This window comes from Streptomyces bobili (assembly GCF_002154575.1).
Classification (GTDB): domain Bacteria; phylum Actinomycetota; class Actinomycetes; order Streptomycetales; family Streptomycetaceae; genus Streptomyces; species Streptomyces bobili.
The window spans coordinates 1-24,265 of sequence record NZ_MUBA01000130.1; the positions used below are offsets into that span (position 1 = coordinate 1).

Consider the following 24,265-nt stretch of genomic DNA (forward strand, 5'->3'; position numbering starts at 1 on the left):
CCGGTCGGCGACCGCCGACCGCTCCGACTCCGAGCGCAGACCCAGCAGCACCGGCACCCGCCCCTCCACCGGCCGTACGCCCAGCAGGACCGGCACCCCCACCGAGGCCAGCTCCTCCGCGACCGCCCGCGCCAGCACCGCCCAGCCCCCGCCGGGGGAGAGCGTGTCGCCGAGACGCATGACGACCGGCAGCAGCGGGCTGTCACCGGGCTTGAAGCCGAGGACGCGCGCCTGCGCAGGAGCATCCTCCGCCGCGATACGGCCCTCGGCGAGGTCGGTCAGGAAGTCGCCCCGGCCGCGCGCCGCCAGCTCCTCCTCCTGCCGTGCCTGCATCAGCACCACGGCGAGGATCCCGGCCGCCCGCTCGGCGGCGATCCTGTGCACCGGCGCGAGCGGCGCGCGCACCGGCAGCAGCGCGAGCCGGGCGCGCACCGCACCCGCCCCCGGTCCGCCGCCCGGCACGTCCACGAGTACCGAATCGGCGGGCGCGTCCTTGTGCGGGCCGCGCAGCCCTTCCCACACCTGGAGCGGATCCGCTCCCTCGGGCCCGGACCCGGCCGCGTACAGCAGCTGCCCGTCGGCGGTCTCCAGGAACACCGGGTTGTCGCTGAAGTCCGCCAGGATGCCCAGCACCTGGGGGATGCCGCCGCCGCCCAGCAGCGCCCGGGTGCAGCGCCGGTGCACCTCCTCGGCCTGCTGGAGCAGCGCGTAGTGACCGTTGACGATCTCGGTGTGGATCTCCTCGGTGACCGCGACGAACGGCACCTCCCGGTGCAGCTGGACCAGTGGCAGGCCGGTCGAGCGGGCCGTCTCCACCAGCGCCACGGGCAGCCGGTCGAAGCGCGGACCCAGCTCGATCACCAGCGCCGCGATGCCCCGCTCGGCGAGGGTGCGCACGAACGCCCGCTGCTCGGCCGGGCGGGTGCCGAGGCCGTAGCCGGTGGTCAGCAGCAGTTCGCCGCCCTTGAGCAGGGAGGCGATGTTCGGGACCTCACCGGCGTGCACCCAGCGCACCGTGCGGCCCAGCCGCTCCGCGCCCGCCAGGATCTCCGGCAGACCGCTGCGCAGGCCGGGCAGCTCCAGCGCCCGCCGCACGGTGATGCCGGCGCCCCGGCTGTCGAATCGTCGGTCCGCGTGGCTGTCCATGCAGCGGACGCTACCCGCGGACCCGGCCGGGCCACATCTCGCGGCCGGCCGCGGACCCGCCCTCAGCCGCCGTACGCACCCGAGGCCGTCAGGCGCAGGGCCGTGTCGATGAGGGGGACGTGGCTGAAGGCCTGGGGGAAGTTGCCCACCTGGCGCTTCAGACGGGGGTCCCACTCCTCGGCGAGGAGGCCCAGGTCGTTGCGCAGCGCCAGGAGCTTCTCGAAGAGCTTGCGGGCCTCGTCGACCCGGCCGATCATCGCCAGGTCGTCCGCCATCCAGAACGAGCAGGCCAGGAAGGCGCCCTCGTCGCCGGGGAGGCCGTCGACGCCCTCGCTGTCGCCCTCGGTGGGGTAGCGCAGGATGAAGCCGTCCGACGTGGACAGCTCCCGCTGGATCGCCTCGATGGTGCCGATCACGCGCTTGTCGTCCGGGGGCAGGAAGCCCATCTGCGGGATGAGCAGCAAAGACGCGTCCAGCTCCTTGGAGCCGTAGGACTGCGTGAAGGTGTTGCGCTCCTTGTCGTAACCCTTCTCGCACACGTCCCGGTGGATGTCATCGCGCAGCTCGCGCCAGCGCTCCAGCGGGCCGTCCGCGTCACCGGACTCGATCAGCTTGATCGTGCGGTCCACCGCCACCCAGGCCATCACCTTGGAGTGCACGAAGTGGCGGCGCGGGCCGCGCACCTCCCAGATGCCCTCGTCCGGCTCGTCCCAGTGCTGCTCCAGGTAGCGGATCAGCTTGAGCTGGAGCAGCGAGGCGTAGTCGTTGCGGGCCAGTCCGGTCATGTGGCCCAGGTGCAGGGCCTCGGTGACCTCGCCGTACACGTCCAGCTGGAGCTGGTGCGCCGCGCCGTTGCCCACCCGGACCGGGGCGGAGCTTTCGTAGCCGGGCAGCCAGTCCAGCTCCGCCTCGCCCAGCTCACGCTCACCGGCGATGCCGTACATGATCTGGAGGTTCTCCGGGTCGCCGGCGACCGCGCGCAGCAGCCACTCGCGCCAGGCGCGGGCCTCCTCGCGGTAGCCGGTGCGCAGCAGCGAGGAGAGGGTGATGGCCGCGTCGCGCAGCCAGGTGTAGCGGTAGTCCCAATTGCGGACGCCGCCGATGTCCTCGGGCAGCGAGGTGGTGGGGGCCGCGACGATGCCGCCGGTGGGGGCGTACGTCAGCGCCTTCAGCGTGATCAGCGAACGGATCACCGCCTCGCGGTAGGGCCCGTGGTACGTACAGTGCTCGACCCACTCGCGCCAGAAGTCCTCCGTGGCCTGGAGCGACTGCTCCGGCTCCGGGAGCGCGGGCGGCTCCTTGTGCGAGGGCTCCCACGAGATCGTGAACGCGATGCGGTCACCGGGGGCGACCGTGAAGTCGGCGTACGTCGTCAGCGACTTCCCGTAGGTCTCGGCCTCCGTGTCGAACCACACGGAGTCCGGGCCGGCGACGGCGACCGTGCGGCCCTCGTGCTTGTGCACCCACGGCACGACCCGGCCGTAGGAGAAGCGCATGCGCAGGGTCGAGCGCATGGGGACGCGGCCCGAGACGCCCTCGACGATGCGGATCAGCTGGGGGGCGCCGTCACGCGGGGGCATGAAATCGGTCACCCGGACCGTGCCGCGCGGGGTGTCCCACTCGGATTCCAGGATCAGTGAGTCGCCCCGGTAGCCGCGCCGGGCCGCGCGCGGTGGCGCGGCGTCGGAGGCGTGCGCCGGACCGAGCCGCCAGAAGCCGTGCTCCTCGGTGCCCAGCAGCCCGGCGAAGATCGCGTGGGAGTCGAAGCGGGGCAGGCAGAGCCAGTCCACCGTCCCGTCGCGGCAGACCAGAGCGGCTGTCTGCATGTCTCCGATGAGTGCGTAGTCTTCGATGCGCCCGGCCACGTGCAACTCCAGTCGAACGGCCACGTAGGCCCCCATGAGGGGGCTGTCGCTTGGTGCGGTCAAGGGGGAATGTGTTGTCTTGAGTCGTTGAGCGGTGAAGCAAAGCAGTCGCTCAGCCGAGTTGGCAAAACGCCAATTCTTGCTCAACGAACTGACGAGCTCTCATTGTTCCGGTGGGTACGGGCTGGGGTGTGCCGTCTTGCCGGCCGGGCTCGGCAGCGAGTGTCCGAGCAGGATACGACGCACGTAGATGATCTGCGTGCCGCTCCGGGCAACGTGGGTGGGCCGAACGGGTGAGCAGTGGGTGAGGACCCGGTATGGGTGTGCCCAGGGGTGCCCGGCCGTGCGCGGAGCGTGGTCGGAAGCCATCGCCCCGAGGCGCTGATACCCTGGTAGCCCGTGGACCGGTGGGCACCAAACCCCCGAACCGCAGCGACGGCACCCCCGGAAATCTCCGGCAAGAACCGCTGGTGAAAGCCTCCGGGAGCCGCTCCGCACCCCCAGATCGCGACCACGGGAGCCCCCTCTTGGCCATGCCGCCCGCTGCTTTCCGAAACAGCTCCGCCACGACGACCAAGCACATCTTCGTCACCGGGGGTGTCGCCTCCTCCCTCGGCAAGGGGCTGACCGCCTCCAGCCTCGGCATGCTGCTCAAGGCGCGGGGCCTGCGCGTCGTGATGCAGAAGCTCGACCCGTATCTCAACGTCGACCCCGGCACGATGAACCCCTTCCAGCACGGTGAGGTGTTCGTCACCAACGACGGCGCCGAGACCGACCTGGACATCGGGCACTACGAGCGCTTCCTCGACCGCGACCTCGACGGCTCCGCGAACGTCACCACCGGCCAGATCTACTCGACCGTGATCGCCAAGGAGCGCCGCGGCGAGTACCTGGGCGACACCGTGCAGGTCATCCCGCACATCACCAACGAGATCAAGCACCGCATCCGTCGGATGGCCACGGACGAGGTCGACGTGGTGATCACGGAGGTCGGCGGCACGGTCGGCGACATCGAGTCGCTGCCGTTCCTGGAGACCGTCCGCCAGGTCCGTCACGAGGTCGGCCGGGACAACGTCTTCGTCGTTCACATCTCGCTCCTGCCCTACATCGGTCCCTCGGGCGAGCTGAAGACCAAGCCCACCCAGCACTCCGTGGCCGCTCTGCGCAACATCGGTATCCAGCCGGACGCGATCGTGCTGCGCTGCGACCGCGAGGTCCCCACCGCGATCAAGCGGAAGATCTCGCTGATGTGCGACGTCGACGAGGCCGCCGTCGTCGCCTGCCCGGACGCCCGCTCGATCTACGACATCCCGAAGACCGTGCACGGCGAGGGCCTGGACGCCTATGTCGTCCGCAAGCTGGACCTGCCGTTCCGTGACGTGGACTGGACGACCTGGGACGACCTGCTCGACCGCGTCCACAACCCCGACCACGAGATCACGCTCGCCCTGGTCGGCAAGTACATCGACCTGCCCGACGCCTACCTCTCGGTCACCGAGGCGCTGCGCGCCGGCGGCTTCGCCAACAAGGCCCGCGTGAAGATCAAGTGGGTCACCTCGGACGACTGCAAGACCCCGGCGGGCGCCAAGGCGCAGCTCGCCGACGTCGACGGCGTCTGCATCCCCGGCGGCTTCGGCGACCGCGGTGTGCTCGGCAAGGTCGGCGCGATCCGTTACGCCCGCGAGAACAAGATCCCGCTGCTCGGGCTGTGTCTCGGCCTGCAGTGCATCGTGATCGAGGCGGCGCGCGACCTGCTCGACATCTCGGACGCGAACTCCACCGAGTTCGACCCGGCCACCGCCCACCCGGTCATCTCCACGATGGCCGAGCAACTCGACATCGTCGCGGGCGAGGGCGACATGGGCGGCACCATGCGGCTCGGCATGTACCCGGCGAAGCTGGCCGAGGGCTCGATCGTGCGCGAGGTCTACGACGGCAAGGAGTACGTGGAGGAGCGGCACCGTCACCGCTACGAGGTGAACAACGCCTACCGCGCGGAGCTGGAGAAGAAGGCGGGCATCCTGTTCTCCGGCACCTCGCCGGACGGCAAGCTCGTCGAGTACGTGGAGTACCCGCGTGACGTCCACCCGTACCTGGTCGCCACGCAGGCCCACCCGGAGCTGCGCTCGCGGCCGACGCGTCCGCACCCGCTGTTCGCCGGGCTGGTGAAGGCCGCGGTCGAGCGGAAGACTTCGAAGTAACACACCAGCTTGTACGGTGGCCGGGGTGCTTCTCCTCAAAGGTGAGCACCCCGGCCTCTTTTTATCGGTTCGATGTGGCCGGTTTTCCGCTGGCCCGACTACTTTCGGCCGGATTCTTTTGTGCGTGTGGAAGGACAGGGCATGACGATCAAGGACACCGCGCAGGCGTGGGAGATCCGGGCGACGGAGACCCCCTTCGTGGGCAACAAGACCTCCGTCCGCACGGACGAGGTGCTCATGCCCGACGGCTCCGTCGTGCGCCGTGACTACCAGGTCCACCCCGGCTCCGTGGCCGTCCTCGCCCTCGACGACGAGGACCGTGTCCTGCTGATCAAGCAGTACCGCCACCCCGTGCGGCAGAAGTTGTGGGAGATTCCGGCCGGCCTGCTCGACGTGCCCGGCGAGAACCCGCTGCACGCCGCCCAGCGCGAGCTGTACGAGGAGGCGCACGTCAAGGCCGAGGACTGGCGGGTGCTGACCGACGTCTACACCACCCCCGGCGGCTGCGACGAGGCCGTACGCGTCTTCCTGGCCCGGGGGCTCTCGGAGGCCGACGGGGAGCGGTTCGAGGTCGAGGACGAGGAGGCCGACATGGAGCACGCGCGCGTGCCGGTCGACGAACTCGTCCGGGGGGTGCTCGCCGGCGAACTGCACAACAACTGCCTCGTCGTGGGCGTCCTCGCGCTGGTCGCCGCCCGGAGCGGTGAGGGGATCGACGCGCTGCGCCCGGCGCAGGCGCCGTGGCCGGCCCGTCCCTTCGAGGCGTGACCGCCGCGCCGCACCTCTCACCGACCCGTGCGGTGTGACCATCGGCTGATCCGATCGGGGGACGTCACCGCCGCGCTCCTCACGGAACGTCGCAGAGCGTGAACTAGGCTCGGGAAACGCCCGATCCGGAGTCCCGGCGGGCTTGCGCGTGCGGTGGGACGGGAGTGTGGCCCGTGACGGATCAGGCAGTGGACACAGGCGGCGTGCAGCTGTCCGGACACGCTGCGACGGAGGGCCATTTCCTGGGGCGTACCCGGGAGTTGAAGGAGCTGCGCGCCGACATCGAGCGCGCGGGACTGGACACCCTCTCCGGGAAGAAGGCCCCCCGCGCGCGTGTGCTCCTCATCGCCGGACGGCCCGGTTCCGGCCGTACGGCACTGGCCGAGGAGCTCGTCCGGCAGGTCGCCGAGCGTTACCGGGACGGAGTGCTGCGCGTCCGGCTCGGCGAACCCGACGGGACACCCGTTCCCGTCGAGCGCGCCGCCCGCGAACTGCTCGCCGCGCTCGGCCGGCCGGTCCCGCCCGGCGCCGGTGAGGAAGACCTTTCGGCCACTCTGCGCGAGGCCCTCGCCGAGCGCCGCGTGCTGCTCCTGCTCGACGACGCGGCCGGCGCCGACCAGGTCGACGCGCTCCTCCCGGACACCCCCGAGTGCCTGGTCGTCGCCGTCTCGGCGGGCCCGCTCACCGGGATCTCCGACGTGCGGCCCTGCACCCTGGGCGGCCTGGACACCAAGTCCGCCCTCGACCTGCTCACCCGCCACACCGGCTCGGTCCGCATCACCGTCGACCCGCGGTCCGCCGAGGGCCTCGTCGAGGCATGCCAGGGACACCCCGCCGCCCTGATCCTGGCCGGTGGCTGGCTCGCCGCGCGGCCCAAGTCGGCGGTCGCCGACCTCGCCAAGCAACTGCACGCCGAGGGCGGCGACGGATCCCCCCTCAGCCGGATCTTCCGGCTCGTGCACGCCACCCTGCCCTCGGCCGCCGCGCGGATACTGCGACTGCTCAGCCTGGCCCCGGCCGGCCTCGTCGACCCGCACACCGCCTCCGCGCTCGCCGGCTGCTCGATCGGCGCCGCGCGCACCACCCTGGACGACTTCGTCGCCCTCGGCCTGCTGCGGACCGTCGCCGCGCCGCTGCCCCAGTACGAGGTCCCCGGCTGCCTCCAGCCCCTGCTGCGGACGGCCGCCGAGACCCATGAGCGGTCGGCCGAGCTCCAGCTGGCCCGCGCCCGCATGCTGGAGCGGACGGTACGGCTGCTCCAGTCCTGCCGGGCGATCACCGAGACGGACAACCCGCAGGCCCGCGAGAAGCTCCAGGGCATGCCCCGCGCCCTGCGCTTCGCCACCCCGCGCGCCGCCGCCGACTGGCTGCGCGCCCGCCGGCCCGCCCTGCTCGCCTCCGCCCGCCTCGCGGTCGCCGACGGCGAGCTGGACACCCTGGCCAGGCGCCTGATGTCCCAGCTGGTCAGGGCGATGGTCGCGCATTTCGGCACCCAGGGCGCCGCGCCCGACCTGTACGGCATCCACCAGCTCGTCCTGGACGTCGCCGAGCGCCGCGATCTGCCCCGTGAGAAGGCCGCCGCCCTGCTGAACCTGGCGGACGTCGACGCGCGAACCGGGCGCACCGCGGAGGCTCTGGTGCGCTACCGGGCCGCGCTGGACGCCGGACGGGAGGCGAACGACCCGTATGCGACCGGCCGCGCGATGGAATCCGTAGGCGGCGCGCATCTGGAGCTGGCGGACTACGACCGGGCCGCCGACTGGTTCGGCCGGGCCCTCGCCCAGCGGCAGGCACGCGACGAGCGCGCGGACGCCGCCCGGCTGTACGGCCGTATCGCCACCGCGCACACCTACGCCGGCCGGTACGGCGAGGCGCAGCGGGGCTGGCGGGCCGCCGCCGCCGGGCACCGTAAGAACGGCGATGTCGCCGCCGCCGCGCGGGCGTTGAGCGAGCTGGCGCGGGTGCAGGAGTACGCCGGCCGGCCCGAGGAGTCGCTGCGCACCTGCCAGGAGGCGGTGGAGTGGGCCGGACGCGCCGACGACACCCGTCTGCAGGCCGCTCTCCAGCTCCGGCTGGCCGACACGCTGGAGCACCTCGACGACCCCGCGGCGGCCCGTCTGCACCGGGCCGCGGCCGAGCGCATCCTGGAAGAAGAGTCCGCCGGACCGTGATCCGGAGCCGGAACATGGAGCTAACGCCTGCGAAATCCGCAGTACATCCGCTGAAGGTTGATGCAATGAAAGGCTAGACAGCGGGAACACCTTCATTAGACTGGCTCTGCCGCACGTTCTCCTGCGGTGCATCCCGGTGCGTCCGCTACCTCCGGGTATGTGTTGCTGTTTCCCCCTCTGAGCCAAGGACCGTGATCGACGTGAAGGTCGGCATCCCCCGCGAGGTCAAGAACAACGAGTTCCGGGTGGCCATCACCCCCGCCGGCGTGCACGAGCTGGTGCGCAACGGCCACCAGGTCGTCATCGAGCGCAACGCCGGTGCCGGGTCGTCGATCACGGACGGCGAGTACGTCGCCGCCGGGGCGCGGATCCTGGAAACGGCCGACGAGGTGTGGGCCACCGCCGACCTGCTGCTGAAGGTCAAGGAGCCCGTCGCCGAGGAGTACCACCGCCTCCGCAAGGACCAGACCCTCTTCACCTACCTGCACCTGGCCGCGTCCAAGGAGTGCACGGACGCCCTCGTCGCCTCCGGCACCACCGCGATCGCCTACGAGACCGTCGAGCTGCCGAACCGCGCCCTGCCGCTGCTCGCCCCGATGTCCGAGGTCGCGGGCCGGCTGGCACCGCAGGTCGGCGCCTACCACCTGATGCGCGCCAACGGCGGCCGTGGCGTCCTGCCCGGCGGTGTCCCCGGCGTCACCCCCGCCAAGGCCGTCGTCATCGGCGGCGGCGTGTCGGGCTGGAACGCCACCCAGATCGCCGTCGGCATGGGCTTCGACGTGACCCTGCTGGACCGCGACATCAACAAGCTGCGCGAGGCCGACAAGATCTTCGGCACCAGGGTCAAGGCCGTCATGTCCAACTCCTTCGAGCTGGAGAAGGCCGTCGTCGAGGCCGACCTCGTCATCGGTGCCGTGCTCATTCCGGGCGCCAAGGCCCCGAAGCTGGTCACCAACGAGCTGGTGTCCCGGATGAAGCCCGGGAGTGTCCTTGTCGACATCGCGATCGACCAGGGCGGCTGCTTCGAGGACTCCCACCCGACCACCCACGCCGAGCCGACCTTCCCGGTGCACAACTCGGTCTTCTACTGCGTCGCCAACATGCCGGGCGCGGTGCCCAACACCTCCACCAACGCCCTCACCAACGCCACGCTGCCGTACATCGTCTCCCTCGCCAACAACGGCTGGGTCGAGGCGCTGCGCCGTGACCCCGCGCTCGCCAAGGGCCTCAACACCCACGACGGCCAGGTCGTTTACCGCGAGGTCGCCGAGGCCCACGGCCTGGCCCACCTGGAGCTGGACACGCTCCTCGGCTGACCCGCCAGGGCAAGTCGCCGTGCCGTAAAGGCGATACGTCAACATGCCGCGTCAAAGGCGCACCACCTGCCGGACCTTGCCCGACAAGGTCCGGCCCGATGTGTGTATGGTCACTTTGCGGCTCTCGGTCAACTCGCCGCGAACGTAACCCTTCGACCGATTCGCACGCCGGTGAAGCCTGCTGTGCGACGGTCGTACGCCCTTGACAGTGGGATGTTTCATTGTCGACACATCGAGTCGGGTACGGCGGATTGTGTTGCTGCGAACACCCGACACGCCATAGAGTCGCCAACCGTCGGCATGGTGCCACGCTGACCTTGTCTAGAAGTTTCCTGGTCACCAAGGAGGTAAGACGACTTGTGAATGAGTCGACATTTGCTCCCGGGGGTGGTCAACCAGGAATGCCTACGCGGAGTCAGGGCTCCACGGGGCTCGAGGCTGTCGGCTCCGTCGCTGTCCGAACCTTCGCAGCCCACCAGAGCCAGTCAAGCCCCCACACGGCTCTGCAAGCACACCAGAGCATGGATGGCCATCACGTGAACGCCATGGCCGGCGACGGAAGTGGCGCGCCCCGCAACCACTTCGCCGACTACGACGAACTGCCCGAAGGGCACTTCTACGACCCCGACGCCGAGTACGAGCCCGACCCCGAGTACGCGGCCACACTCGCGCCCGACGCTGCCCGCCAGCGCCGCGAGCGCATCGGCCCGACCGGTCGCCCGCTGCCGTACTTCCCGATCCCGGGACCGCTGACCAATCACGGTCCCGCGACGATCATCGCCATGTGCAACCAGAAGGGCGGCGTCGGCAAGACCACGTCGACCATCAACCTGGGTGCGGCGCTCGCGGAGTACGGACGCCGGGTACTGCTCGTGGACTTCGACCCGCAGGGCGCGCTGTCGGTCGGTCTGGGCGTCAACCCCATGGAGCTCGACCTCACGGTCTACAACCTGCTCATGGAGCGGGGCATGTCGGCCGACGAGGTGCTCCTGAAGACGGCGGTCCCCAACATGGACCTGCTGCCCAGCAACATCGACCTGTCCGCCGCCGAGGTCCAGCTGGTCTCCGAGGTCGCGCGCGAGTCGACGCTCCAGCGGGCGCTGAAGCCGCTGATGGACGACTACGACTACATCGTGATCGACTGTCAGCCCTCGCTCGGCCTGCTCACCGTCAACGCGCTCACCGCCGCCCACAAGGTGATAGTGCCGCTGGAGTGCGAGTTCTTCGCGCTGCGCGGTGTCGCCCTGCTGACGGAGACCATCGAGAAGGTCCAGGAGCGGCTCAACCCGGAGCTGGAGCTCGACGGGATCCTGGCGACCATGTACGACTCGCGCACGGTGCACAGCCGTGAGGTGCTCGCGCGGGTGGTCGAGGCCTTCGACGACCACGTCTACCACACGGTCATCGGACGCACGGTCCGCTTCCCGGAGACCACGGTCGCCGGTGAGCCGATCACCACCTACGCCTCCAACTCCGTCGGTGCCGCCGCCTATCGCCAGCTCGCCAGGGAGGTGCTCGCCCGGTGTCCCGCCGAGTGAGTCTGCCGGGGGCCGACGAACTCTTCCGTACGACAGGGGGAATGGCGCTCCAGCCGTCCGCACCCCGGCGTCCCGCCAACGGCGAGGTCCGGGTTCCCGCTCCGGCGGGGGACAGCGACGGTACGGCGCCCGGTTCCGCCGAGGACGCGCCGCACGCCGTGCCCGCCCAGGGCGGGGACGGCGGGGGCGCCGAACACGCGGCGGCCGGAGCCGAGCAGGGCGGCACCCGCGGCGCCGGGGAACGTTCCGGTCCGCGGCAGGGCACGCAGGAAGGTTCTGCCGCCCAGGCCGACGCCCAGTCGCGCAAGCGCGGACGGGCCCCCGCCCGCCGGCCCAGCGGCCGGGAGCGGCACGACGAGAAGATCACCGTGTACGTGTCCGCCGAGGAACTGATGGACCTGGAGCACGCCCGTCTGGTGCTCCGCGGCGAACACGGACTCGCGGTCGACCGCGGGCGCATCGTCCGCGAGGCGGTCGCCGTGGTCCTCGCCGACCTGGAGAGCCGCGGAGACGCCAGCATCCTCGTACGACGGCTTCGCGGGCGGTAGCGGTAGCCTGCGGAGGCCATGACCTCGAACGATCCCGCCCCGGCCCCCGGCGCACCGGCCGGCCGTCGGCGTGCGCTGGGGCGGGGGCCGGGCGCGGCACCCGCGGAACCGCAGGAGCGGCCCGGGGCGGTCGTACCGGAACCCGTTGCGGAGCCGGAGCCGGAACCCGTTGCGGAGCCGGAGCCGGAGCCCGTTGCGGAGCCGGAGCCGGAGCCCGTTGCGGAGCCGGAGCCGGTGCCGGTCGCTGATTCCGCGGGCAGCTCCCCGGAGCCGCCCGACGGCGTCTTCAAGGTCCGGCTCGCCAACTTCGAGGGCCCCTTCGACCTCCTGCTCCAGCTGATCTCCCGGCACAAGATGGACGTCACCGAGGTGGCGCTGTCCAAGGTCACCGACGAGTTCATGGCGCACATCCGGGCGATGGGACCCGACTGGGACCTGGACCAGACGACCGAGTTCCTCGTCGTCGCCGCGACGCTGCTCGATCTGAAGGCGGCCCGCCTGCTGCCCGCCGCGGAGGTCGAGGACGAGGCGGACCTGGCCCTCTTCGAGGCCCGTGACCTGCTCTTCGCCCGGCTGCTGCAGTACCGCGCGTACAAACGGATCGCCGACATCCTCCAGGAACGGCTGGAGGTGGAGGCCCGCCGCTATCCGCGCACCGTCGGCCTGGAACCGCACCACGCCGAGCTGCTGCCCGAGGTCGTCATCAGCATCGGCGCCGAGGGCTTCGCCCGGCTCGCGGTCAAGGCGATGCAGCCCAGGCCCAAGCCGCAGGTGTACGTCGACCACATCCACGCCCCGCTGGTCAGCGTGCAGGAACAGGCCGGGATCGTGGTCGCGCTGCTGCGCCGGCTCGGCGAGGTCAGTTTCCGCACGCTCGTCGAGGACACCGACGACACCCTCACCGTCGTAGCGCGGTTCCTGGCCCTGCTGGAGCTGTACCGGGAGAAGGCCGTCGCCCTCGACCAGGAGAGCGCCCTCGGGGAGCTGCTGGTGCGCTGGACGGGCGGGGACGGGGAGGACCAGCCCAGGGTGACCGACGAGTTCGACCGGCCGCCGGAGAGGACCGAGGAGGAGAAGAAGGCATGAGCGAGGACACCGCAGACGTCCCGGCCGGACCGCGTACCGCCGCGGGCCTCGATCTCAAGCCCGCCCTGGAGGCCGTCCTGATGGTCGTGGACGAGCCCGCGACCGAGGAACATCTCGCGAAGATCGTGGAGCGCCCGCGCCGCCAGGTCGGGGACGCCCTGCGCGAGCTGGCCGACGAGTACACCGTGCAGGGGCGCGGCTTCGAGCTGCGGTTCGTCGCGGGCGGCTGGCGTTTCTACACCCGCGGCGAGTACGCCGCGGCCGTCGAGCGGTACGTCCTGGACGGCCAGCAGGCCCGGCTCACCCAGGCGGCGCTGGAGACCCTCGCGGTGGTCGCCTACCGCCAGCCGGTCAGCCGCAGCAGGGTCTCCGCGGTGCGCGGAGTCAACTGTGACGGCGTGATGCGCACCCTCCTCCAGCGCGGTCTGGTCGAGGAGGCGGGCACGGAACCCGAAACAGGTGCGATCCTGTACAGGACGACGAACTACTTCCTGGAGCGGATGGGCCTGCGCGGTCTGGACGAGCTCCCGGAGCTCGCGCCCTTCCTCCCGGAGGCGGAGGCGATCGAGGCCGAGACCCAGGAAGCCGTACCGTCGTTCGATCCGGACGCCCCGGATGCGGACGACGGTCCCACGACGGACACGACGACGACGGAAATCTGATGCGAAGCAGCGGTAGCGGTAGCGGCAAGAGCGGTGGGCGCGGCAACCCCCGCGGCGCCGGCAACAACAGGGGCCAGAAGCCGGGCCAGGGCCGGGGTCAGGGGCAGGGCCAGGGCCGTGGCCAGGGCGGTCGCGGCGGCCAGGGCGGTCGCGGCGGCCAGGGCGAGGCTCAGGGCCGGCCCAGCAAGCCCCGCCCCGAGGAGCGCCGCTACGACGTGGGCCCCGGCGCGTCGCACGAGGGCCCGAAGGCGGGTCGCGGCGGCGCGGCCCGCGGCGGTGCCAAGGGCGGTCCGAAGAAGCCCCAGCAGCGCGGCCCTTCGGTCCCGGCGACCTCCCGCGAGTACGAGACGCGGGCCGAGGAACGCAACCGCGAGCGGTACGCGGACAAGAAGGACATCAAGCTGCCCAAGACCTTCCCGGGCGCCGAGCAGGAGGGCGAGCGGATCCAGAAGATCCTCGCGCGCGCCGGCTACGGCTCCCGTCGGGCCTGCGAGGAGCTGATCGAGCAGGCGCGGGTCGAGGTCAACGGCGAGATCGTCCTGGAGCAGGGCAAGCGGGTCGACCCGGAGAAGGACGAGGTCAAGGTCGACGGCCTGACCGTGGCGACGCAGTCGTACCAGTTCTTCTCGCTCAACAAGCCCGCCGGTGTCGTCTCCACGATGGAGGACAACGAGGGCCGGCAGTGCCTCGGCGACTACGTCACCAACCGTGAGACCCGGCTGTTCCACGTCGGCCGGCTCGACACCGAGACCGAGGGCGTCATCCTGCTCACCAACCACGGTGAGCTGGCACACCGGCTGACGCACCCCAAGTACGGCGTGAAGAAGGTCTACCTCGCGCACATCGTGGGCCCGATCCCGCGTGACCTGGGCAAGCGGCTCAAGGACGGCATCCAGCTGGAGGACGGGTACGCGAAGGCGGACCACTTCCGGGTCGTCGAGCAGACCGGCAAGAACTACCTCGTCGAGGTCACCCTCCACGAGGGCCGCAAGCACATCGTGCGCCGGATGCTCGCGGAGGCCGGTTTCCCGGTCGACAAGCTGGTGCGCACGGCCTTCGGCCCGATCACCCTGGGCGACCAGAAGTCGGGCTGGCTGCGGCGGCTGTCGAACACCGAGGTCGGCATGCTGATGCAGGAGGTCGACCTCTAGAGCGCTGCCTCTGGAGAGCTGCCTCTAGCGCGCTGCCTCTGGAGAGCTTTGTGAGAGCGGCCGGTTCCGGAGTTTCCGGGCCGGCCGCTTTCTTGTGCCCGGACACCGGCCAGGTTTATAGTCGGTACGACTATTAAAGGGGGTGGGTGGATGCCGGGCTACGACAAGTACGCCTTCGAACCCTTCGCCGTCACCGTGGACCTCGCCGTCCTCACCCTGCGCGCGGGCGCCCTGCACGTCCTGCTCGTCGAGCGCGGTCAGGAGCCGTACCTCGGCCACTGGGCGCTGCCCGGCGGGTTCGTCCTGCCGGACGAGTCCGCCGAGACCGCCGCGCGGCGCGAACTCGCCGAGGAGACCGGCCTCGCCGACGTCTCCGGACTCCACCTGGAACAGCTGCGCACCTACAGCGAACCCGGCCGCGACCCCCGGATGCGCGTCGTCTCCGTCGCCTTCGCCGCCCTGCTCCCCGACGCACCCGAACCACACGGCGGCGGCGACGCGGCCCAGGCGCGCTGGCTGCCGTACGACGGCACCGAGCCGCTCGCCTTCGACCACGACCGGATCCTGGCCGACGCCCACGACCGGGTCGGCGCCAAGCTCGAGTACACCTGCCTCGCCACGGCCTTCTGCCCGCCCGAGTTCACCCTCGGCGAGCTGCAGCAGGTCTACGAGACGGTCTGGGGCACCGGCCTGGACCGGCCCAACTTCCGCCGCAAGGTGCTCGCCACCCCCGGCTTCGTCGAGCCCGTCCCCGGCGGCGCCGCCCGGCTGACCGGCGGGCGCGGCAAACCGGCCGCCCTCTACCGCGCGGGCACCGCCACCACCCTGCACCCACCCCTGCTGCGACCGCCCCGGGAAGGACGTTCCGCATGACCACCACGACCGTCAGGAAGCGCGCCGCGACGGGGGCCCTGCTGGGCCTCGCCCTCGGGGACGCGCTCGGGTTTCCGACCGAGTTCAACGATGTCCCGTCCATCCTCGCCAAGTGCGGGCCCTGGCGGGAGATGGAACTGCCGAGGCGGGCCTTCGTCTCCGACGACACCCAGATGACGCTGGCCGTCGCGCGGGCCCTGCGCACGGCCATGGACCGCGGACTGCTCGTGCCGACCCGGCTGGAGCGGCCGCTGCGCGAGGAGTTCGTGGACTGGTACCAGTCGCCCGAGAACAACCGCGCCCCCGGCCGGACCTGCCTGACCGCCTGCGACCTGCTCAAGGACGACAGGCGGCTGTGGCAGGACGCCAGTCAGATCGGCTCCAAGGGCTGCGGCGCCAACATGCGCGTCGCGCCCCTCGGCCTGGCCCCCGGCCTCAGCGACGAGCAGCGGGCCGGCGCCGCCCAGCTCCAGTCCGGCCTCACCCACGGCCACCCCACCGCGCTCGCCGCCTCCGACCTGACCGCCCACGCCGTACGGCTGCTCGCACAGGGCGCCGAACCGGTGGGCCTGGTCGGGCTGCTGCGGTCGTACGCACTCGACAACCGCACCCGCTACCACCACCGCTGGCTCGGCGACCTGTGGACCCGCTCCCAGGACCCGACGCCCGAGCACTTCATCGCGCGGGGCTGGGACGACTGCCTGGGCGTCCTGGAGCGGCTCCAGGAGGCTCTGCGCAGCCCCTCACCGGAGACGGACCCGTGCCTGGCCACCGGGGACGGCTGGATCGCCGAGGAGGCGCTGGCGAGCGGCCTGCTGTGTTTCCTGCTCTTCCCCGACGAACCGGTCACCGCGCTGCGCCGGGCCGCCTGCTCCGCCGGCGACTCCGACTCCATCGCCTGCCTGGCCGGCGCCTTCGCGGGCGCGTACACCGGGGCCGACGCCTGGCCGACAGAGTGGGCGGACCGGATCGAGCACCAGAGCGAGCTCGTCACCCTCGGGGCGCTGTGGGACCACTGATCCCGCTCACGCCAGTGTGATGGCGTCGCCCTTCACCGTGATCTTCTGCGCGGGCAGCGGCTCGGTCGCCGGGCCGCCCGCCACCGCGCCGTCGGCGATCCCGAAGCTGCTCTTGTGGCAGGCGCAGTTGATGGTTCCGTCGGCGACCGTCGCGACGATGCAGCCCTGATGGGTGCAGACCGCCGAGAACGCCTTGAAGTCGCCCTGCGCAGGCTGCGTCACCACGACCTTCTCGTCCTTGAAGATCTTGCCGCCGCCGACCGGGATGTCGGCCGTCCTCGCCAGTTCCTGACCGGCGGAGACGGACGCGCCGGACGAGTCGCCGTCGGCGTCCTGATCGCCACAGCCGACGGCGAGCGCCGCCGCGCCCGTCGCGAGGAGAACCGTCCGGCGCGAGGCGGGGAGGGTCATGTCGTCACTCCGAAAGTGGGGAAGAAGCAGAGGATGCGTCCGAGGGACAGAGTGACACAGAACACCCGAGTCGTACCGGCGGCGGCCGGGCGCGCACGGGACGCGTCTCAGCGGGCGGGCGCCGTGTTCCGGGCCGGTCCGGGCTGACTACGCTGGACGGCGAAGACGGACAGAGAGAGTCGTCAGCCGAGTCAGCGAGGAGCAGCGCCGTGGCGGTACGAGCGGTCCGGGGGGCCGTCCAGCTGGACAGGGACGAAGCCGGACACATGGACGAGCAGGTCGGGGCGCTGCTCACCGCCGTGATGGAGCGCAACTCCCTCAGCGCGGACGACCTGATCAGCATCTGGTTCACGGCCACCCCCGACCTGCACAGCGACTTCCCGGCCGCCGCCGCGCGCAAGCTGGGCATCGTCGACGTGCCGCTGATCTGCGCCCAGGAACTCGACATCCAGGGCGCCCTGCCCAGGGTCGTCCGCGTCCTCGCGCACATCGAGTCCGACCGGCCCCGCTCGGAGATCAACCACGTCTACCTCGGCGCCGCCGCCGCCCTGCGCAAGGACATCGCCCAGTGAGGACCGCGCTCGTCATCGGAACCGGCCTCATCGGCACCTCCGCGGCCCTCGCCCTCGTCCAGCGGGGCGTCGTCGTCCACCTGGAGGACCACGACCCCGAGCAGGCCCGTACGGCGGCGGCGCTCGGCGCGGGCACCGACGAGGCCCCCGACGGCCCGGTCGACGTCGCCATAGTCGCCGCCCCGCCCGCCCACGTGGCCGCCGTCCTCGCCGACGCCATGCGCCGGGGTGTGGCCCGCGGCTACCTCGACGTGGCCAGCGTCAAGGGCGGACCACGCCGGGAGCTGGAGGCGCTCGGCCTGGACCTGTCGGCCTACCTCGGCACCCACCCGATGTCCGGCCGCGAGAAGTCCGGCCCGCTGGCCGCGACCGCCGACCTCTTCGAGGGCCGCCCCTGGGTGCTGACGCCGACCCGCGACACCGACACCGAGGTGCTCAACCTCGCCCTGGAACTGGTCTCGCACTGCCGTGCCGTCCCCGTGGTCATGGACGCCGACGCCCACGACCGGGCCGTGGCGCTCGTCTCCCACATGCCCCACCTGGTCTCCAGCCTGGTCGCCGCCCGCCTCCAGAACGCCGAGGAGGCCGCCGTACGGCTGTGCGGGCAGGGCATCCGGGACGTCACCCGGATCGCCGCCTCCGACCCCCGCATGTGGATCGACATCCTCTCCGCGAACCCCGGGCCGGTCGCCGACCTGCTCGGCGACGTCGCCTCCGACCTCGACGAGACGGTCCGGGCGCTGCGGGCCCTGGAGTCCTCCGACGAGGACAAGCGCCGCGAGGGCGCCGGCGACATCGAGGACGTCCTGCGGCGGGGGAACGCCGGCCAGGTCCGGGTCCCCGGCAAGCACGGGTCCGCCCCGCGGACGTACGAGGTCGTGGCGGTGCTCATCGACGACCAGCCGGGACAGCTGGCCCGCATCTTCGCCGATGCCGGGCGGGCGGGGGTCAACGTCGAGGACGTACGCATCGAGCACGCGACGGGGCAGCAGGCGGGCCTGGTGCAGTTGATGGTCGAACCCAAGGCGGTGGGTGTGCTGAGCGCCGCGCTGCGTGAGCGGGGATGGGCGCTGCGGCAGTAGGCGCCCGACGTCCGGGTGGGCGCCGCAGGGGGCCGCGGGCGGCGAGAAGGGCCCTCCGGACGGCCGTCGGCCGGATGAGTGACCCGCACACAGTAACCTTGTGCGGGGCGCATTCTCGTCCCGCAGCCCACCACCTCGCACCAGGAAGGTGTCCTCCCGTGGAAAACGGCGCCGCCCAGCCCGTGATTGTCGCCATCGACGGTCCCTCCGGCACGGGCAAGTCGAGCACGTCCAAGGCCGTGGCCGCCCAGCTCGGGCTGAGCTACCTGGACACCGGTGCGCAGTACCGGGCGATCACGTGGTGGATGGTCAGCAACGGGATCGACATCGAGGACCCCACGGCGATCGCCGCCGTCGCCGGGAAGCCCGAGATCGTCTCCGGCACCGACCCGGCCGACCCGACGATCACCGTCGACGGCACGGACGTGGCCGGCCCGATCCGCACCCAGGAGGTCACCTCCAAGGTCAGCGCGGTGAGCGCCGTCCCGGAGGTGCGGGCGCGGATCACCGAGCTGCAGCGGTCGCTGGCGGCCTCCGCCGAGCGGGGCATCGTCGTCGAGGGGCGTGACATCGGGACGACCGTGCTGCCCGACGCCGATCTGAAGATCTTCCTCACCGCCTCGCCCGAGGCCCGCGCGGCCCGCCGCAGCGGTGAGCTGAAGGGCGCGGACGTGCACAGCACCCGCGAGGCGCTGATCAAGCGGGACGCGGCCGACTCCTCGCGCAAGACCTCGCCGCTCGCCAAGGCGGACGACGCCGTGGAGGTGGACACCACCGAGCTGACGCTGGCCCAGGTCATCGAGTGTGTGGTCACCCTCGTCGGGGAGAAGCGGGCGGCGAAGTGAGAGAACTGCCCTCGGAGAGGGGCGCCGAGGTCGGGCGGCGCATCGGCGTCGGCCTGATGTACGGCTTCTGGAAGCCGCGGGTGCTGGGCGCCTGGAAGGTACCGGCGACCGGTCCCGTGATCTTCGCCGTCAACCACTCGCACAACATCGACGGGCCGATGGTCATGGGCGTGGCGCCCCGGCCGACGCACTTCCTGATCAAGAAGGAAGCGTTCATCGGTCCCCTGGACCCGTTCCTGACGGGCATCGGGCAGGTCAAGGTCGACCGGGACACCACCGACCGCAAGGCCATCACCCGCGCACTGGGTGTGCTGGCGGCCGGCGGCGTTCTCGGTATCTTTCCGGAGGGCACGCGGGGCGAGGGCGACTTCGCCTCGCTGCGCGCGGGGCTCGCCTATTTCGCGGTGCGCAGCGGGGCGGCGATCGTCCCCGTGGCCGTACTGGGAAGCACCGAGCGGCGCGGACGGTTGTTCAAGGGACTGCCCCCGCTGCGGTCCCGCGTCGACGTCGTCTTCGGCGACCCGTTCGAGGCGGGCGACGGCAGCGGGCGGCGTACGCGCAAGGCGCTGGACGAGGCCACCGAGCGGATCCAGAAGCAACTGGCCGCTCACCTGGAGCACGCCAGACGGCTCACCGGCCGGCCGGCGGACGCGGGCTAGCGGCACGAGGAACGAAAACGCCGGGCGTCCGGGCGGACGCTGGGCGACACTGAGTAGTGGATCAAACCGCCGAAAACGGGTGCTCCACCGATCACCACGAATGAACGCAGAGGTACGGACTTCATGAACGACCACATCCAGCCCGACGGCTCGGACTCCTTCGAGCACGACCACGGGGCACTCGGCGACGCCGAGTACGCGGAGTTCATGGAGCTCGCCGCGGTAGAGGGCTTCGACGTCGAGGACGTCGAGGGAGCGATCGAGGCCGCCGGGCACGGACCACTGCCGGTCCTCGCCGTCGTCGGCCGCCCCAATGTCGGCAAGTCGACCCTCGTCAACCGGATCATCGGGCGGCGCGAGGCGGTCGTCGAGGACAAGCCGGGCGTCACCCGTGACCGCGTGACCTACGAGGCCGAGTGGGCGGGCCGCCGCTTCAAGCTCGTCGACACCGGCGGCTGGGAGCAGGACGTCCTCGGCATCGACGCCTCCGTGGCCGCCCAGGCCGAGTACGCGATCGAGGCCGCCGACGCCGTCGTCTTCGTCGTCGACGCCAAGGTCGGCGCGACCGACACCGACGAGGCGGTCGTACGACTGCTGCGCAAGGCCGGCAAGCCCGTCGTGCTGGCCGCCAACAAGGTGGACGGACTCAGCGGCGAGGCGGACGCGTCCGCCCTGTGGTCCCTGGGCCTCGGCGAGCCGCACCCCGTCTCCGCGCTGCACGGCCGCGGCACCGGCGACATGCTCGACGCCGTCCTCGAGGCACTGCCGGAGGCGCCCGAGCAGACCTTCGGCACGGCGGTCGGCGGCCCGCGCCGCATCGCTCTCATCGGCCGCCCGAACGTCGGCAAGTCCTCACTGCTGAACAAGGTGGCCGGCGAGGAGCGTGTCGTCGTCAACGAGATCGCGGGCACCACCCGTGACCCGGTCGACGAACTGATCGAGCTGGGCGGTGTCATCTGGAAGTTCGTCGACACGGCCGGTATCCGCAAGCGGGTCCACCTCCAGCAGGGCGCCGACTACTACGCCTCGCTACGCACCGCGGCCGCGGTGGAGAAGGCCGAGGTGGCGGTCATCCTGATCGACGCCTCCGAGTCGATCTCCGTGCAGGACCAGCGGATCGTCACCATGGCGGTGGACGCGGGCCGCGCGATCGTCCTCGCCTTCAACAAGTGGGACACCCTCGACGAGGAGCGCCGCTACTACCTGGAGCGGGACATCGAGACCGAGCTGGCCCAGGTGGCGTGGGCGCCGCGGGTGAACGTCTCGGCGCGCACCGGACGGCACATGGAGAAGCTCGTCCCGGCGATCGAGACGGCCCTGGCCGGCTGGGAGACCCGCGTTCCCACGGGCCGGCTGAACGCCTTCCTCGGCGAGCTGGTCTCGGCCCACCCGCACCCGGTCCGGGGCGGCAAGCAGCCGCGCATCCTCTTCGGCACCCAGGCCGGCACCAAGCCGCCGCGGTTCGTACTGTTCGCCTCCGGCTTCATCGAGGCGGGCTACCGACGCTTCATCGAGCGCCGCCTGCGCGAGGAGTTCGCCTTCGAGGGCACGCCGATCCACATCTCGGTGCGGGTGCGCGAGAAGCGCGGCAAGAAGAAGTGACCTGAGGAGACGACACGGCCGGAGGGCGGCACCCATCGCGGGTGCCGCCCTCCGGCCGTGTCACGCCGTGTCCGTCCGCCTCGGCCCGTCCGGCGGCCTCAGCCGCTCCGCCGGGGTGCCGGGGGCAGCGCCGGGAGGTGATGCGTCCCGGTGGGCGTCTGCTGCTGCCCGGTCTGCGAGGTCTGCGGGGTCTGCCCGAGCGGTCCCACCCGCTGCCACTGCGGCGACTGCACCTGCACCTGCGACTGTCCCTGTGCCTGTCCCTGCGACGGCTGTCCGCCGAGCCGGGCGCTCTGCGCGCCCGCACTGTAGGCGCTGTACGAGCTGCTGAACGATCCCGGCCGCGGCACCGCGTACGACCCCGTGCTGTACGGGATGTTCCCGAAGGCGGTGAACCCCAGTTCCTCCTCGCCGCTGCGGTCACCCGGCAGCGAGCGGAACGACTTGACGTACTCGGCGTAGAGCGTGTCGTAGATCGGCGTGGCCGAAGGGCCGCCATGGGAGTCCTGGGCCGGTCGCGCGGACGGGATCGGGTAGGGCTGGCGGCGGGGAACGTCGTAGGTGTGCACGTATGTCCAAACGACGTGTGAGGTCAAGGGATGCGGCCGGTGACCGGCCTTCGGGGGCGCGGCGGTACGGCCGCGTCCCCGGCCGGCAGGGCCCAGGTGCTCAGGTCCCGGCGAGCGGCATGGCCGCCCCCACCAGCTTTCCGTTCGCCGCCGCCTTGTCCAGCGCGCCCCGCAGCAGGTCCTCACGGGGCTGGCGGCCGATCGAGCCCACCGGGGCCGCGAACATCAGCACCTGCTGGTGCTTGTTGGCGGCGGCCCGCCAGCCCTCCGTCACCTGCAACGGCTGGTGGGCCTGCCACCAGGCGACCGGCTGGCCGCCGTTGACCGAGGGCTGGAGCACCGCGTGCAGCTGCCCCATCGCCAGCAGCACGGACCAGCCGTGCTGCACGGGCGGTACCTCGGACAGCTCGGACAGCGGCATGAAGCCCTGCTCGATGAGCAGCGGAAGGAAGTCGTCGCCGATGTCGGTGGCTCCGGGCCGCACGATGGGCGCCGTCGGCTCCACGACCAGCGCCGGGTGCAACTCCCCGGCGATCAGGACGAGTCCGCTCGTCACACCGAGCACGGCCTGTTCGGGCACGACCTTGTCGGGGTCCAGGTCGACGGTGTCGCCGCTGATCGAGCGGACGGCGCCCTGGAGTTGCTCCTCGGTGACCTGGACGACCTGGGAGGGCAGGCAGGAGGAGTGGGCGAAGGCGAGGACGGCGGTCTCGTCCCCGATGAACAGGACGGTGCTGGTGCGCTCGTGCTCGGAGTCGCCCGGGGTGCGGCAGGACGTGCAGTCGTAACTGCCCGGGGCGTTCTCTCCGGCGAGCAGCCGGTCGGCTTCTTCGGCGCCGATCTCGGCGCGTACCTCGTCGCTGACGTCGAGCATGCGCGGCACGGGTGACTCCCTCGGATGCGGTGCGTGGGCGGGCCGGGTGGCTCCCCGGCTCATGCAGAAGACAACGGGCGAGCTGTGGCGGGGGTCACGCTGCCCGGCGAAGCGAATCGAACCGACCTGCGCGCAGGGTCACCTGACGTGCGGAATCGGCCACTCATCGTCAAGTAACGAGTGGGTTACGGAGGTTGGGCGCGTGAGGTGGGACACAGGGCAACCGGGAGGTTGGTCGACAAATACGGAAATCAGGGAATGAAATAGGTGTCCGGATCTGGACGATACCGGCGGTAACGCGGAACTGGCCTGCGGAGAAGGCCGGTTGATTGATGACGGGCCGTCGGGGACCTAGATTCCTCGGCTGTGTGCAGCGAGCACCGCTCGGGTACGTCCGCCGGCCGCGCAGAGCCAGACAGCGCGCAGCACCACCGCCGGCGGACGGGGCGGAGCACGACGACCGCGTTCCCGCGTGGACGGCGTGCTCCGCTCAGGGGGAGACCCGGGTTCGTAGAGAGGGATCTTCATGTCCGAATGTGCCGATAACACCCGCGCCGACGCTCGCGCCACCAAGGCGCGTACGACAGCGGTCCTCGCCGGGGCGGCGCTTCTCGCCCCCCTCGGACTGCTGGCCGCGGGAGGCAACGCCGCCGCGGCGGACGCCGGGGTGTGGGACCGCATCGCCCGGTGCGAGAGCGGCGGCAACTGGCACATCAACACCGGTAACGGCTACTACGGCGGACTCCAGTTCTCCGCGTCCACCTGGCGCGCCTTCGGCGGCACGGCCTACGCGCCGACCGCCGACCGGGCCACCAGGGCGCAGCAGATCGCGGTCGCCACCAAGGTCCAGCGCTCCCAGGGATGGGGCGCGTGGCCGACCTGCTCGACCCGGGCCGGGGCCTCCGGCGGCGCCCCCGCGGCCGAGAACGGATCGGCCGGGAGCGGGTCGTCGAAGGGCGGCTCGGCCCAGAACGGCCCGGCCGCGAACGGCTCGGCGAAGAGCGGCTCCTCGAAGGGCGGTTCGCCCACGAAGGGGTCGGCCACGAACGGCTCCTCGAAGGCGGCCGGCGCCGCCGAGCGTTCCACCGGGCACGGCTCCCGTGGCACGGCCCCCCGCGGCGGCGGCGACCACACCGTCCGCGCGGGCGACACGCTCAGCACGATCGCCGCGCTCCACGGAACCACCTGGCAGCGTGTCTACGCCGCGAACAGGACGGCCGTCGGCCCGAACCCCGACCTGATCATGCCGGGCCTGCGGCTGAACTTCTGACGCGGCCGACGGGCCCCGCCGGACCGGTCCGGCGGGG

The 24,265-nt window shown here is 71.7% G+C and carries 21 protein-coding genes and 1 pseudogene; 17 read left to right on the plus strand and 5 right to left on the minus strand.

The window, feature by feature from the left end; translation table 11 throughout:
• Both BZL64_RS11870 and BZL64_RS11875 read right to left on the minus strand, forming a co-directional pair.
• Positions 1–1,146, minus strand: a 1,146-nt coding sequence (locus BZL64_RS11870; protein WP_086768855.1) for a PucR family transcriptional regulator ligand-binding domain-containing protein, incomplete at its 3' end; no start/stop codon positions are given.
• A 62-nt stretch (positions 1,147–1,208) separates the two neighbouring features.
• Entirely contained in the window at positions 1,209–3,011 is a 1,803-nt protein-coding gene (locus BZL64_RS11875) for a glycoside hydrolase family 15 protein (RefSeq protein WP_167396130.1), read from the minus strand.
• Between the two features lie 533 nt (positions 3,012–3,544).
• Between BZL64_RS11875 and BZL64_RS11880 the strand changes: the two genes are divergently transcribed.
• The 11 genes and pseudogenes from BZL64_RS11880 (at position 3,545) to BZL64_RS11930 (ending at position 16,344) form a co-directional block, all read left to right on the plus strand.
• Positions 3,545–5,212 carry a CTP synthase gene (locus BZL64_RS11880; RefSeq protein ID WP_086768859.1) on the plus strand — a complete coding sequence of 556 codons (1,668 nt, stop codon included), beginning with the start codon at positions 3,545–3,547 and terminating at the stop codon, positions 5,210–5,212.
• 141 nt (positions 5,213–5,353) lie between these two features.
• Entirely contained in the window at positions 5,354–5,980 is a 627-nt protein-coding gene (locus BZL64_RS11885; RefSeq protein ID WP_086768861.1) for an NUDIX domain-containing protein, read from the plus strand.
• Between the two features lie 173 nt (positions 5,981–6,153).
• A pseudogene (locus BZL64_RS11890) lies at positions 6,154–8,212 on the plus strand (tetratricopeptide repeat protein).
• A gap of 139 nt (positions 8,213–8,351) precedes the next feature.
• Positions 8,352–9,467 (plus strand): alanine dehydrogenase, encoded by a 1,116-nt coding sequence (gene ald, locus BZL64_RS11895; RefSeq protein ID WP_086768926.1) that lies wholly within the window; start codon positions 8,352–8,354, stop codon positions 9,465–9,467.
• 401 nt (positions 9,468–9,868) lie between these two features.
• Entirely contained in the window at positions 9,869–11,005 is a 1,137-nt protein-coding gene (locus BZL64_RS11900) for a ParA family protein (RefSeq protein ID WP_167396128.1), read from the plus strand.
• Complete coding sequence (locus tag BZL64_RS11905) at positions 10,990–11,553, plus strand: hypothetical protein (protein WP_167396129.1); 564 nt, start codon at positions 10,990–10,992, stop codon at positions 11,551–11,553. Before BZL64_RS11900 ends, BZL64_RS11905 begins: the two co-directional genes overlap by 16 nt.
• An 18-nt stretch (positions 11,554–11,571) precedes the next feature.
• Positions 11,572–12,639: a segregation and condensation protein A gene (locus tag BZL64_RS11910; protein WP_086768868.1), complete on the plus strand. Its 1,068-nt coding sequence runs from the start codon at positions 11,572–11,574 to the stop codon at positions 12,637–12,639.
• Positions 12,636–13,301, plus strand: coding sequence for an SMC-Scp complex subunit ScpB (gene scpB / locus BZL64_RS11915; protein WP_086768869.1), 666 nt, complete (start codon positions 12,636–12,638; stop codon positions 13,299–13,301). Before BZL64_RS11910 ends, scpB begins: the two co-directional genes overlap by 4 nt.
• Positions 13,301–14,452: a pseudouridine synthase gene (locus BZL64_RS11920; protein ID WP_086768871.1), complete on the plus strand. Its 1,152-nt coding sequence runs from the start codon at positions 13,301–13,303 to the stop codon at positions 14,450–14,452. The genes scpB and BZL64_RS11920 overlap by 1 nt, the downstream gene beginning before the upstream one ends.
• A 150-nt stretch (positions 14,453–14,602) precedes the next feature.
• A complete protein-coding gene (locus BZL64_RS11925) occupies positions 14,603–15,325 on the plus strand; it encodes an NUDIX hydrolase (RefSeq protein WP_086768873.1) in 723 nt (240 codons plus the stop codon).
• Positions 15,322–16,344, plus strand: a complete 1,023-nt coding sequence (locus BZL64_RS11930; RefSeq protein ID WP_086768875.1) for an ADP-ribosylglycohydrolase family protein — start codon at positions 15,322–15,324, stop codon at positions 16,342–16,344. Before BZL64_RS11925 ends, BZL64_RS11930 begins: the two co-directional genes overlap by 4 nt.
• A 6-nt stretch (positions 16,345–16,350) precedes the next feature.
• Here BZL64_RS11930 and BZL64_RS11935 read toward each other — a convergent pair whose 3' ends face one another.
• On the minus strand, positions 16,351–16,755 hold the full coding sequence (locus tag BZL64_RS11935; protein WP_086768877.1) for a Rieske (2Fe-2S) protein: 405 nt from the start codon (positions 16,753–16,755) through the stop codon (positions 16,351–16,353).
• A 209-nt stretch (positions 16,756–16,964) separates the two neighbouring features.
• Between BZL64_RS11935 and aroH the strand changes: the two genes are divergently transcribed.
• The 5 genes from aroH to der all read left to right on the plus strand — a co-directional run bounded on the left by aroH (position 16,965) and on the right by der (position 21,515).
• The gene (gene aroH, locus BZL64_RS11940; RefSeq protein ID WP_086768879.1) at positions 16,965–17,327 is read left to right on the plus strand and encodes a chorismate mutase; all 363 of its coding nucleotides are present in this window, start codon (positions 16,965–16,967) and stop codon (positions 17,325–17,327) included.
• On the plus strand, positions 17,324–18,409 hold the full coding sequence (locus tag BZL64_RS11945; RefSeq protein ID WP_086768881.1) for a prephenate dehydrogenase: 1,086 nt from the start codon (positions 17,324–17,326) through the stop codon (positions 18,407–18,409). The genes aroH and BZL64_RS11945 overlap by 4 nt, the downstream gene beginning before the upstream one ends.
• 158 nt (positions 18,410–18,567) lie before the next feature.
• On the plus strand, positions 18,568–19,254 hold the full coding sequence (cmk, locus tag BZL64_RS11950; RefSeq protein ID WP_086768883.1) for a (d)CMP kinase: 687 nt from the start codon (positions 18,568–18,570) through the stop codon (positions 19,252–19,254).
• 56 nt (positions 19,255–19,310) lie between these two features.
• On the plus strand, positions 19,311–19,913 hold the full coding sequence (locus tag BZL64_RS11955) for a lysophospholipid acyltransferase family protein (RefSeq protein ID WP_244205309.1): 603 nt from the start codon (positions 19,311–19,313) through the stop codon (positions 19,911–19,913).
• A gap of 123 nt (positions 19,914–20,036) precedes the next feature.
• Complete coding sequence (gene der, locus BZL64_RS11960; RefSeq protein WP_086768887.1) at positions 20,037–21,515, plus strand: ribosome biogenesis GTPase Der; 1,479 nt, start codon at positions 20,037–20,039, stop codon at positions 21,513–21,515.
• Between the two features lie 98 nt (positions 21,516–21,613).
• On the opposite strand, the gene BZL64_RS11965 is transcribed toward der, so the two are convergent.
• Positions 21,614–22,084, minus strand: coding sequence for a hypothetical protein (locus tag BZL64_RS11965; protein WP_086768889.1), 471 nt, complete (start codon positions 22,082–22,084; stop codon positions 21,614–21,616).
• 100 nt (positions 22,085–22,184) lie between these two features.
• Positions 22,185–22,967, minus strand: coding sequence for a hypothetical protein (locus BZL64_RS11970; protein WP_086768890.1), 783 nt, complete (start codon positions 22,965–22,967; stop codon positions 22,185–22,187).
• Positions 22,968–23,484: 517 nt separating this feature from the next.
• On the opposite strand from BZL64_RS11970, the gene BZL64_RS11975 reads away from it, so the two are divergent.
• The gene (locus BZL64_RS11975) at positions 23,485–24,228 is read left to right on the plus strand and encodes a LysM peptidoglycan-binding domain-containing protein (RefSeq protein ID WP_086768892.1); all 744 of its coding nucleotides are present in this window, start codon (positions 23,485–23,487) and stop codon (positions 24,226–24,228) included.
• The last annotated feature ends 37 nt before the right edge of the window (positions 24,229–24,265 follow it).

Excerpts from the sequence above, each read along its gene's own strand:
- BZL64_RS11880 (WP_086768859.1), top strand. The coding sequence starts at position 3,545 with ATGCCGCCCGCTGCTTTCCGAAACAGCTCCGCCACGACGACCAAGCAC.
- BZL64_RS11885 (WP_086768861.1), top strand. The coding sequence starts at position 5,354 with ATGACGATCAAGGACACCGCGCAGGCGTGGGAGATCCGGGCGACGGAG.
- BZL64_RS11900 (WP_167396128.1), top strand. The coding sequence starts at position 9,869 with ATGCCTACGCGGAGTCAGGGCTCCACGGGGCTCGAGGCTGTCGGCTCC.
- BZL64_RS11910 (WP_086768868.1), top strand. The coding sequence starts at position 11,572 with ATGACCTCGAACGATCCCGCCCCGGCCCCCGGCGCACCGGCCGGCCGT.
- scpB (WP_086768869.1), top strand. The coding sequence starts at position 12,636 with ATGAGCGAGGACACCGCAGACGTCCCGGCCGGACCGCGTACCGCCGCG.
- BZL64_RS11920 (WP_086768871.1), top strand. The coding sequence starts at position 13,301 with ATGCGAAGCAGCGGTAGCGGTAGCGGCAAGAGCGGTGGGCGCGGCAAC.
- BZL64_RS11925 (WP_086768873.1), top strand. The coding sequence starts at position 14,603 with ATGCCGGGCTACGACAAGTACGCCTTCGAACCCTTCGCCGTCACCGTG.
- BZL64_RS11930 (WP_086768875.1), top strand. The coding sequence starts at position 15,322 with ATGACCACCACGACCGTCAGGAAGCGCGCCGCGACGGGGGCCCTGCTG.
- BZL64_RS11935 (WP_086768877.1), bottom strand. The coding sequence starts at position 16,755 with ATGACCCTCCCCGCCTCGCGCCGGACGGTTCTCCTCGCGACGGGCGCG.
- BZL64_RS11955 (WP_244205309.1), top strand. The coding sequence starts at position 19,311 with ATGTACGGCTTCTGGAAGCCGCGGGTGCTGGGCGCCTGGAAGGTACCG.
- der (WP_086768887.1), top strand. The coding sequence starts at position 20,037 with ATGAACGACCACATCCAGCCCGACGGCTCGGACTCCTTCGAGCACGAC.
- BZL64_RS11975 (WP_086768892.1), top strand. The coding sequence starts at position 23,485 with ATGTCCGAATGTGCCGATAACACCCGCGCCGACGCTCGCGCCACCAAG.